The sequence below is a fragment of the Streptomyces atriruber genome, from assembly GCF_001418325.1.
GTDB lineage: Bacteria > Actinomycetota > Actinomycetes > Streptomycetales > Streptomycetaceae > Streptomyces > Streptomyces atriruber.
Genome location: NZ_LIPN01000003.1, coordinates 1 through 9,475 on the forward strand (window position 1 = coordinate 1; position 9,475 = coordinate 9,475).

The following is a 9,475-nucleotide window of genomic DNA, read 5'->3' on the forward strand; positions in this document are numbered from 1 at the left end:
CCCACCCACCACGCGCTCTCCGCCCCCGCGAGCGACCCGCTCATGGCCCATTGGGCAGCCATGGCGCGGGAGTCGGCGAGCAGCCGCGGCCGGTCGCGCGGCACCCCGGGCACCGCCGCGATCCGCCCGACGATCTCGACCCGCGCGCTCCCGCCCGTGCTCCGCCGCACCGTCACGGTGTCCCCGACCCGCACGGCCCCCGAGCGGAGCAGGGCGTCGTCGGCGAGAGCGGGCGCGGCCGGGCGGCCCTTGGCGCGGTCGGTGCCGAGCCGCACGCTCCACGTGGGGTACTTGAGGTCGCCGTCCGGCCCCCGCAGCACCGCGTCGATCAGCTTGCCGCTGCCGGGCCGGTCGGAGCAGAGGACGGGCCCCGGCGCCTTCGAGGACGACGGCGACCTGCGGCCGCTGCCCGGCGCCACGTCGGTCCCTGGGGCCCCCGGCTTCTCGCGCTCGGCGCCGGGGCAGCCGGCCGTGCGCCGGTCGGGCGGGTCCGTGCGCAGGTCGCGCCAGCGCGCCTGGCGCGCGAGACCGGGCACCCGGTCGACGGTCAGCCGGTACGTCCGCCGCACCCGCTCCCCGACCATGCTCAGATCGATCTGCAGGATGCGCACGTCCGCGCCGCGTGCGCCCACCTTCAGCGGGATCGTCCGGGTACCGCCCTCCTTGATCGACACGGAGCCCGAACGGGTCAGCCCGTCGCCGTCCTCGAAGAAGACGGTGAGCCGCACGGGCACGACGGGACCGCGGCCGTCCGCCGACAGCCTTACCCGGAGCGGCAGTTCCGTGCCCGGCCCCCGGCCCGCCCGTCCCACCGGCAGCCCGTGGTCGGGCACCTTCTCGCCCAGCGGCGCCACGAGCTCGCCCACGGGCCGGTCCGCGAGGTCGCGCCGCAGCGCGGGCGCGGGGCCCCGCCGCGTGTCGATCGCGGTGACGGCCACCGCGTCCTGCCCCACGTACCCCTCCGAGGTCACCACGGGGGTGACGGACTCGGCGCCCGGCAACGCCTCGTACGCGGCCCGCCGCTCACCGGGCGGCACCCCCTCGCCCGGCTCGACGCGCAGGTCCGCGCCGACCCGGAAGACGGCCTGGTCCCGGTCGCCGCGGTCCAGGACGGCCAGCGCCGTGCTGCTGAGCGCGGCGACGGCGAGCGCGAGCGTCACCACCAGGGCGGGTCCGGCGTGCCGGGCCGCGCGCCGTCCCACCTGCCAGCCGCCGAGCGGCAGCACGAGACCACGGCCGCGCAGGGCGAGCGGGTCCACGAGACGGGCCAGCAGCGGCAGGAGCCGCAGGACGAGCAGCGCGGCCGCCACGGTCATCGTGACGGGGACCAGGACGAGCACCGGGTCGACGCCGCTGTCGCCGGTCACCGGCGACTCGTACTGCCGCAGTTGCAGCCAGCCGAGCACGGCGACCGCGGCGAGCGCCAGGTCGGCCCCGAACCTGCCCAGAGCGCCTCCGGCGAGCTCTCGTCCGGGGACGGCCCCCAGGGCCCCCGCGAACCTCGTGATCCGCCGCCGGGGCCGGTCCACGGCCCGCCGGTCCCGCACGGTCCGCACGGTCGGCAGGAGCACCGCGAGGCCGTGCACGAGGAGCGCGGCCAGGACCGCCGTCCACCCCTGCGCCGTCGCCGCCGTCGCGGGCACATCGCTCTCGATGAGCCCGGACGCTTCGAGTGCGTGGAGCAGCGGCCCCGCGAGGAAGGGCGCCGCCAGCCCCGCGGGCACGGCGACACAGGCCCACTGCGCGGCCGCCGACAGGGCGATCCGCCGGGTGCCCGCGCCGCGCGCGGCCAGCAGGACGAGTTCGGGGCGCCGGTGTTCGGCGAGCTGACGCGCGGTGAGCACGAGCGCGGCCACGGCGAGCGCGGCCAGGAGGACGGCGGGGACGTAGAGCCCCGCGCGGGCCACGGCGATCGGCGTGGTGAGCCTGCCGAGCGCCCTGCGCAGCCCGGCCGACAGCGTCAGTTCACTCTTGTCGGCGACATCGCCCCCGGCCTGCCCGTTGCCTTCGGCCCGCCCGTTGTCTTCGGTTTGTCCGTTGCCCTCGCCCCGCAGCACGGAGCGCGCGGCATCGCTGCCCGCGAACCGTTTCGCCCGCTCCTGGAGCGCGTCGATGTCCCCGAGCCGCAGCCCGCCCGTGTCCGGCACCCCGAGCCACAGCTCCGTGGCGTCGCCGGCGAGCCCCTTGCTCCCGGTGAAGGCGTCCCGGGACACGACCGCGATCGAGTCGGGCGTCCCGAACGCACTGCTCAGTGTCGCCCACACCGCGGGCGCCCGCCCCTCGGCGGCGTACGTCCCGACGACCCGCATCGGCACCGGCCGCCCTGCCGCGCCCCGCACCGTGATCCCGTCGCCGGTCCGCACGGCGAGCTCCGCCGCGGCGGTCTCGGTGAGCGCGACCTCGACGGCCCGGCCGCCGGGGCGCGGCCACCGGCCGGCCGCGAGCACCCCGTGCCGCGCCGTGCCCTGCAGGGCGACGACGGAGACGGTGGCGTCCTCGCGCGGGTGGCCCGCGGCCTCGGTGACGGCGAGTTCGTCGTTGCGGGCCGCGGGCGCCCGCAGCGCGGACCAGGTGCGGTGGGGCACATCGCCGTACGTGCGGTCGAGCGCGGCACGTACGGCCGCGTCCAACTCCGCCGTGCCGCGCGCCCGACGGGAACCCGCGACCTCTACGACGGCCTCACGGTCCGCGGCGAGCCTGCGCTGGACCCCGCCCTCGACGGCCTTCTCGGAGAGCGCCGCCAGCGCGGCGAGCACGGTGGCGGCGAGCAGCACGGCGAGCCCGGCCGCGCCCAGCACCAGCCCGTGCCGCCGGCTCCCCCGCACCGCCGCGGGCCACCGCCGTCGCCTCACCGCACCCGTCACCCCCCGAATGACCGGCACAGTATGGGCGTACGCAAATGTGGCCCGCAATGGTCCGGACGAACCGGAACCACCACGGGCCACACAGCAGTTGAGGCGCGGTCAGCGCGCCGCGGGCAGCGCCCGGAGGGTCAGCGCACCTCGGTGATCTCGGGGCCGCGCTGGAGCTGCCCCATGCCGCCGGAGAAGCGCGAGCCCTCCTGCTGCTCCTGCTGGACGCCCTCGGCGACCATCTGCGCGTCGTCCGGCAGCTTCAGGACGATCGGGTCGCGCGGCGCCATCGGGCCCTCGCCGCGCACGACGACGGTGTCCCGGAAGATCTGCTCGAGGAGACCCGCGGCCTGCGGCTGCACCGCGCCCTGGCCGGAGATCACACCGCGCAGGAACCAGCGCGGGCCGTCGACGCCGATGAAGCGCACGACCTGCACCCCGCCCGTGCCGTCCGGCAGCTGCACCGGCACCTGGGCACGCAGCTCCCAGCCGAGAGCGCCCTCGACCTCGTCGATGACACCGCCCTGCTGGGTGATGCCCGAGGCGATCTCCTCGCGGACCTCGCCCCAGATGCCCTCCTTCTTGGGGGCGGCGAAGCCCTGCAGCTGGATGGCGCTGTCCTGGAGTACGACGGTGGCCGCGACGATCGCGTCGCCCGCGACCTCCACCCGCAGCTCCATGCCCTCGACGCCCGGCACGAAGAGCCCACCGAGGTCCACCCGGCCCTCGCCGGGCTCACGGACCTCCGAGAGGTCCCAGGGACCGTCGGGACGGGGCTCGGGCTCGAGCCTCACGCGCGACCGCGCGGCGTCGGCGGAGTCACCGGACTCGTCGCTGTCCACGCCGTCGACGACCTGCTCGTCCGCGCCCGCCGCGTCCTCGGCGGCACTGTCCTTCTTGCGACGTCCGAACACGTCACTGTCCTTCCCGGTCGGATACGACCGATGCGTATCGATTCCCACCCGTTTGTTCGCCCGGGCTCATGCCCGGACCGCTGCCCACGGCGGCATGGCCGCCGGTGGACCCGAAGCCCCCCTCGGCCCGCGCCGATACGGGAAGCTCCGCCACCTCCTGGAAGCGAACCTTCTCGACCTGCTGGACGACCAGTTGGGCAATCCGGTCGAAGCGCTCGAACCGCACGGCCTCGCGCGGGTCGAGATTCACCACGATCACCTTGATCTCCCCACGGTACCCGGCATCCACCGTCCCCGGGGCATTCACCAGGGCGACACCGCAGCGGGCGGCGAGCCCCGAACGGGGGTGCACGAAGGCCGCGTACCCCTCCGGGAGGGCGATCGACACCCCGGTGGGCAGCACGACCCGCTCGCCGGGGGCCAGTTCGCAGGATTCCGTGGTCCGCAGATCGGCACCCGCGTCACCGGGCTGCGCGTACGCGGGCAGCGGCACCTCGGGGTCGACGCGCCTGATGAGCACGTCCAGTTCCTGGCGGGGCATCAGGGGTTCACCTCGAAAGCGCGGGCACGCCGGACCTGGTCGGGGTTGTTCATGGCGGCCTGGATCTCCTCCGGGCGGCCGTTGTCGATGAAGTGCTCGACCTTCACCTCGATGAAGAGGGCGTCGGCACGGACCGCGACGGGGCCTTCGGGGCCGCCGATGCGCCCGGTGGCGGTCGAGTAGATCTTCCGCCCGTCGACGGCGGTGACCTCGGCCTCCAGGTGCAGCACGGTGCCCAGCGGAACGGGCCGCACGAAGTCGGTCTCCAGGCGCCCGGTCACGGCGATCACGCGCAGCAGCCAGTTGAGCGAGCCCAGCGTCTCGTCGAGCGCGGTGGCGAGGACGCCGCCGTGGGCGAGGCCCGGGGCGCCCTGGTGCGCCTCGCGCACGGTGAACTCGGCGGTGACCGCCACGCCCTCGCCGGCCCGCGCCGCGAGGTGCAGCCCGTGCGCCTGCCCCTCGCCACAGCCGAAACAGTGCTCGTAGTGAGCACCGATGAGCTCACCGGGGGCGGGTGCGTCGGGGTGGCGGACGGGCGCTATGGCGTCGGCCGGGGGCGTCAGAGCTGCAGATGTACCACTCACAGGCGCAGACCTTACCTCCGCGTCAGCGCGGTCACCGCACCGTGCCAAGCTTGGTTCCATGCAGCCTTACGAAGAACGCCTGACCGCGCCCCGTTCGTGGTGGTTCGCCTCGGTCCTGGTGGGCGTCGCGATGGCCCTGATCCTGCTGCCGTTCGGCACCCTGCCGCTCCTCGGCGGTCTGGTCGGCGGCACGGCCGTGGCGGCCGTCGTCACCAGCGCTTACGGCGCTGTGCGGATTCGCGTGGTGGCGGGGTCGCTGGTCGTGGGCGACGCGAAGATCCCGGTGTCCGCCCTGGGCGACGCGGAGGTCCTGACCGGCGAGGAGACGCGCGCCTGGCGCTCGTACAAGGCCGACCCGCGCGCGTACATGCTGCTGCGCGCCTACATCCCCACGGCCCTGCGCGTGGACATCACGGATCCCGAGGACCCCACTCCGTACGTGTACGTCTCGACGCGCGACCCCGAGGCTCTCGCGGCGGCTCTGGACTCGGTGCGAGAGAGCGCCGCGTAGTCAGCGGCCCAGCTCCTTGGGGATCTCCCCCATGCGCAGCGGGTCCTGCGGCTTCTCCAGGGGCGGCAGCTCGGGCAGCTCGTCCCACGGCACCTGGTTCTTGCTCAGGTCCCGCCGGATCCGGGCGGCGAGCTTCTTGGTGTCCCGGCGGTTCATGACCGCTCCGACCGCGGCACCGACCATGAAGGGCATGAGGTTCGGCAGGTTCCGGACCATCCGCTTCATGATCTGCTGGCGCAGCTCGCGCTTCATCTGGCCGCCCAGCGCGGCGTTGAACGTCGCGGGCTTCGCGACCTCGATGCCGCGCTCCTGCGACCAGGAGTTCAGATAGGCGGTGCTGCGCTGCTTGAGGTTGCCTTCCGGCCGCAGGCCGTAGACCTCGTGCAGTTCGGCGATCAGCTTCAGTTCGATGGCGGCGACGCCGGTGATCTCCGCGGCGAGCTCGGCGGGCATCGCGGGCGGCACCGGCATCATCGCGGCGGCGCCCACTCCCGCGCCCACGGTGGACGTGGCGTTGGCGGCGCCCGCGATGAGCTTGTCCGCGAGCTGTTCGGGGCCGAGGCCCGGGAACTGCTTGCGGAGGGTCGCGAGGTCGCGGACCGGGATCCGCGGGGCGTTCTCGATGAGCCGGTCGGCGAGATATCCGATACCGGCCTTGGCGCCGCGCCCGCCCTTGCGCACGCCTTCCTTCACCCCGTGCGTGACGGCGGCAACACGGCTACCCCTGGACCCGGCCTGATCGGCGCTCCAAGGGGTCCTGGGGGCCTTGTCGGCCGCCGTCGCGTCCGGCACCGCCTCAAGGGCGTTCGCCGGTTCGAGCGAGGCTGCTCCGGGTGCGGAAGAGCCTCGCCCGTCGTCACGTGCGCCGGTGTACGGGACACCGGCTTCGTCCGCCCCGCGCTTGCGGAAGCGGCGCTTCCGAAACGGGGTCGAGCCAGTCACGGCCGACCCCGCCTCAGTCGCAGTCGCGGCAGATCGGCTGGCCGTTCTTCTCCTTGGCCAGCTGGCTGCGGTGGTGCACCAGGAAGCAGCTCATGCAGGTGAACTCGTCCTGCTGCTTCGGGAGCACGCGGACGGCGAGCTCCTCGTTGGAAAGGTCGGCGCCGGGCAGTTCGAGGCCCTCAGCGGCCTCGAACTCGTCGACGTCGACCGCTGAGGTCGACTTGTCGTTCCGCCGTGCCTTGAGCTCCTCGATGCTGTCCTCGTTGACGTCATCGTCGGTCTTGCGTGGGGTGTCGTAGTCCGTTGCCATGTCGCTCTCCCCCTCTGGGTGTCTGCGGGTGTCTCCAGCGCACGTAACGCGTGAGAGGCCGGACTTGTGCCCGACCTGAGGCGGAGATTTTGCCTCACATCAAGGTCTGTTACTCAATCGACACCCAACCGCACCTCTGAAGAGGCGTCCGGTTGGCTGGCGATCGGGACCGTACACGGTCCGAATGTTGCGCCACACGGGCGCCACCCCGTGTACTTCCCGTGATCAAGACTCCCGAAAACCCGGATTTTCCCGGCTTTCCGACGACTTTCACGATCACGGAGAGTAGATGGCCGAAAAATCGCCTCTGTGATCGATCGCACACATCTTTCCCGGGGTGGACCCCCGGAAATTCCGCTCAAAGCGAACACGTCGGCGCGTCTGCGACTGCATCTCAGAGGGGCAAGGTGACTCGCATCACGAGCCCTCCCCCCTCACGCGGCTCCGCGATGATACGGCCCCCGTGAGCCCGCGCCACCGACCGGGCGATCGACAGGCCGAGACCCACGCCCTTGTCGCTGCCCGTCCGCTCGGTCCGCAGCCTTCGGAACGGCTCGAAAAGGTTGTCGATCTCGTACGCGGGCACCACCGGGCCCGTGTTCGACACCACCAGGACCGCCTGGCCGTGCTGGGCCTCCGTGGTCACCTCGACCCAGCCCTCGTCCGGCACGTTGTACCTGACGGCGTTCTGGACGAGGTTCAGGGCGATCCGCTCCAGGAGGACGCCGTTGCCCTGCACGACGGCCAGGCCGCGCTCCCCGCGGATCTCCACGCCCTTGGCGTCGGCTTCGGCCCGCACCTGATCGACGGCGCGGTTGGCGACCTCGGCGAGGTCGACCGGTTTGCGCTCCACGATCTGGTTGTCGCTGCGGGCGAGAAGCAGCAGGCCCTCGACGAGCTGCTCACTGCGCTCGTTGGTGGCCAGCAGCGTCTTGCCGAGCTGGTGGAGCTCGGGCGGCGCACCGGGGTCGGAGAGCTGCACCTCCAGGAGCGTGCGGTTGATCGCCAAGGGGGTGCGCAGTTCGTGCGAGGCGTTGCCGACGAACCGCTGCTGGGCGGTGAAGGCCCGCTCCAGGCGGTCCAGCATCTCGTCGAAGGTGTCCGAGAGCTCCTTCAGTTCGTCGTCCGGGCCGTCCAGCTCGATGCGACGGGTCAGGTCCGTGCCGGCCACCCGGCGGGCGGTGCGCGTGATCCGGCCGAGCGGCGAGAGCACGCGTCCCGCCATCGCGTACCCGAAGGCGAAGGCGATCACGGCGAGGCCGAGCAGCGCGAGCAGCGAACGGCTGAGGAGGTTGTCGAGGGCGTTCTGGCGCATCCGGTTGACGCACTCGTTCAGCGCGGCGTTGAGCTGCACCTCGGTGGGGTGCTCCGGGAGCCCCTGGAAGTTGGTGCAGGTCTTGCTGCTCACCGTGCTCTCACCGGTGACCCTGAACGGCAGGTCACTGCCCACGTTCAGGGCCTGGGCGGCGAGCAGGTAGATGATCGAGAGCAGCAGGATGCCGGCGATCAGGAACATGCCGCCGTAGAGCAGCGTGAGCCGTATGCGGATGGTCGGGCGCAGCCAGGGGAACGGCGGCTCGGCCTTCCTCGGGTCCCACGTCGGCTTCGGGGGCGCGGCTGGTGGCGCCGGGGTCGCGGCCACCGCCGGTCAGATCCGGTAGCCGGAGCCCGGCACCGTCACGATGACGGCCGGCTCACCGAGCTTGCGGCGCAGGGTCATGACGGTCACCCGGACGACGTTGGTGAACGGGTCCGTGTTCTCGTCCCACGCCTTCTCCAGGAGCTGCTCCGCGGAGACGACCGCGCCCTCGCTGCGCAGCAGCACTTCGAGGACGGCGAACTCCTTGGGGGCCAGCTGGATCTCCTTGCCCTCGCGGAAGACCTCGCGGCGGTTGGGGTCGAGCTTGATCCCGGCGCGCTCCAGGACGGGCGGCAGCGGCACGCTGGTGCGCCGTCCGAGGGCACGCACGCGTGCCGTGAGCTCGCTGAACGCGAAGGGCTTGGGGAGATAGTCGTCCGCGCCGATCTCCAGGCCCTCGACGCGGTCGCTGACGTCGCCCGAAGCGGTGAGCATCAGGACGCGGGTCGGCATGCCGAGCTCGACGATCTTGCGGCAGACGTCGTCGCCGTGGACGAGCGGGAGGTCCCGGTCGAGCACCACGACGTCGTAGTCGTTGACGCCGATGCGCTCCAGGGCCGCCGCTCCGTCGTACACGACGTCGACGGCCATGGCCTCCCGGCGCAGTCCGGTGGCCACCGCATCGGCGAGCAGCTGCTCGTCCTCGACGACGAGTACGCGCACGTCGCTGTCCTTCCTCCGTGCCCCTGCGGGCAGAACTGTCTTGGGTAGGCCTCCATCCTGCCCCTTTCGGCCATAAACCGGCTGTAAGACGGCCTGCCGTCGTGATCACACCCGGGGAATGCGGGATTTTCTCCGGCGGTTGAGGTTTCTGGGGAAGGGAGCCAGGGGAGGACGGCCTTACACCCGCGATCACGCTTTGTATGTGGCACGCCACGAACCGCTTTCCCAGAGCGGCTTGAGACGTGATCGCCCCTTCTTTGAGGGCACACCCCCGTGCCATCGACCCACGACCCAGCCGAGGGGGCGCAACCATGGACGCATTCACCGCAGGTCTCCTGCAGCGCATAAAGGCCACGGAATCCGACCTCACGAAGGCCCGTGAGACGGGAGACGACTTCCTTGCCGAGGTCGAGCTGGCGGAGCTGGAAGATCTCCACCGCCTGGCGGCCGAGCACGGTGTCGAGGTAGGCGCCCTGCAGGCCTGACCGAGCCCCGAGGAACCACACGGAAGGGCCCCGA

10 protein-coding genes are annotated in these 9,475 nt (G+C 72.6%); 2 read left to right on the plus strand and 8 right to left on the minus strand.

Features of this window, described 5'->3' with window-relative positions; translation table 11 throughout:
- The 4 genes from AOK03_RS00445 to AOK03_RS00460 form a co-directional block, all read right to left on the minus strand.
- Positions 1 to 2,852 (minus strand): FtsX-like permease family protein (locus AOK03_RS00445; protein WP_157868825.1); only part of this gene is annotated, 2,852 nt, incomplete at its 3' end.
- Between the two features lie 140 nt (positions 2,853 to 2,992).
- Complete coding sequence (locus AOK03_RS00450; RefSeq protein ID WP_055563074.1) at positions 2,993 to 3,766, minus strand: DUF3710 domain-containing protein; 774 nt, start codon at positions 3,764 to 3,766, stop codon at positions 2,993 to 2,995.
- A gap of 1 nt (position 3,767) precedes the next feature.
- Positions 3,768 to 4,307, minus strand: a complete 540-nt coding sequence (dut, locus tag AOK03_RS00455; RefSeq protein ID WP_055563075.1) for a dUTP diphosphatase — start codon at positions 4,305 to 4,307, stop codon at positions 3,768 to 3,770.
- Positions 4,307 to 4,891: a PaaI family thioesterase gene (locus AOK03_RS00460; protein ID WP_055563076.1), complete on the minus strand. Its 585-nt coding sequence runs from the start codon at positions 4,889 to 4,891 to the stop codon at positions 4,307 to 4,309. Before AOK03_RS00460 ends, dut begins: the two co-directional genes overlap by 1 nt.
- Before the next feature lie 58 nt (positions 4,892 to 4,949).
- Between AOK03_RS00460 and AOK03_RS00465 the strand changes: the two genes are divergently transcribed.
- Positions 4,950 to 5,402: a DUF3093 domain-containing protein gene (locus AOK03_RS00465; protein WP_055563077.1), complete on the plus strand. Its 453-nt coding sequence runs from the start codon at positions 4,950 to 4,952 to the stop codon at positions 5,400 to 5,402.
- Here AOK03_RS00465 and AOK03_RS00470 read toward each other — a convergent pair whose 3' ends face one another.
- The 4 genes from AOK03_RS00470 to AOK03_RS00485 form a co-directional block, all read right to left on the minus strand.
- Positions 5,403 to 6,344, minus strand: a complete 942-nt coding sequence (locus tag AOK03_RS00470; RefSeq protein ID WP_079074367.1) for a hypothetical protein — start codon at positions 6,342 to 6,344, stop codon at positions 5,403 to 5,405.
- A gap of 13 nt (positions 6,345 to 6,357) precedes the next feature.
- Positions 6,358 to 6,654, minus strand: coding sequence for a DUF4193 domain-containing protein (locus tag AOK03_RS00475; RefSeq protein ID WP_055563079.1), 297 nt, complete (start codon positions 6,652 to 6,654; stop codon positions 6,358 to 6,360).
- A 394-nt stretch (positions 6,655 to 7,048) separates the two neighbouring features.
- Positions 7,049 to 8,296, minus strand: coding sequence for a sensor histidine kinase (locus tag AOK03_RS00480; protein ID WP_055563080.1), 1,248 nt, complete (start codon positions 8,294 to 8,296; stop codon positions 7,049 to 7,051).
- 6 nt (positions 8,297 to 8,302) lie between these two features.
- A complete protein-coding gene (locus AOK03_RS00485; protein WP_055563081.1) occupies positions 8,303 to 8,956 on the minus strand; it encodes a response regulator transcription factor in 654 nt (217 codons plus the stop codon).
- A 311-nt stretch (positions 8,957 to 9,267) separates the two neighbouring features.
- Here AOK03_RS00485 and AOK03_RS43020 point away from each other — a divergent pair, with 311 nt between their 5' ends.
- Complete coding sequence (locus AOK03_RS43020) at positions 9,268 to 9,441, plus strand: hypothetical protein (protein ID WP_167355562.1); 174 nt, start codon at positions 9,268 to 9,270, stop codon at positions 9,439 to 9,441.
- The last annotated feature ends 34 nt before the right edge of the window (positions 9,442 to 9,475 follow it).

What these genes read in the sequence shown, in the direction of transcription:
- dut (WP_055563075.1), bottom strand. Translation starts at nt 4,307, where the DNA reads ATGCCCCGCCAGGAACTGGACGTGCTCATCAGGCGCGTCGACCCCGAG.
- AOK03_RS00465 (WP_055563077.1), top strand. Translation starts at nt 4,950, where the DNA reads ATGCAGCCTTACGAAGAACGCCTGACCGCGCCCCGTTCGTGGTGGTTC.
- AOK03_RS00475 (WP_055563079.1), bottom strand. Translation starts at nt 6,654, where the DNA reads ATGGCAACGGACTACGACACCCCACGCAAGACCGACGATGACGTCAAC.
- AOK03_RS43020 (WP_167355562.1), top strand. Translation starts at nt 9,268, where the DNA reads ATGGACGCATTCACCGCAGGTCTCCTGCAGCGCATAAAGGCCACGGAA.